The organism is Paenibacillus pasadenensis, from assembly GCF_023715725.1.
GTDB classification, from domain to species: domain Bacteria; phylum Bacillota; class Bacilli; order Paenibacillales; family Paenibacillaceae; genus Paenibacillus_O; species Paenibacillus_O pasadenensis_A.
Genome location: NZ_JAMBOT010000089.1, coordinates 1 through 255 on the forward strand (window position 1 = coordinate 1; position 255 = coordinate 255).

The window sequence follows — 255 nt, forward strand, 5'->3', positions numbered from 1 at the left end:
TCCAACCGACAATTTTGCGGGTGAACAAATCCAATACACTGGCTAGATAGAGCCGGCCTTCACGACAGGGAATATACGTGATGTCCGTCACCCATACCTGGTTTGGCGCTGTTGTCGAAAAGTCTTGATTTAGGACATTAGGTGCAATCGGCAGCGCATGTTTGGAATCCGTCGTGGTCACCTTGAAGGTTCGAGATACGCAGGAGCGAAGCCCATTCTCGCGCATGATTTTTCCGACCAGACGCTCCGAGACGA

1 protein-coding gene is annotated in these 255 nt (G+C 51.4%); it reads right to left on the reverse strand.

Going from position 1 to position 255, the window contains the following annotated elements:
* Positions 1–255: DDE-type integrase/transposase/recombinase (locus M3223_RS24125; RefSeq protein ID WP_251566328.1), on the reverse strand; the 255-nt coding region annotated here is incomplete at both ends.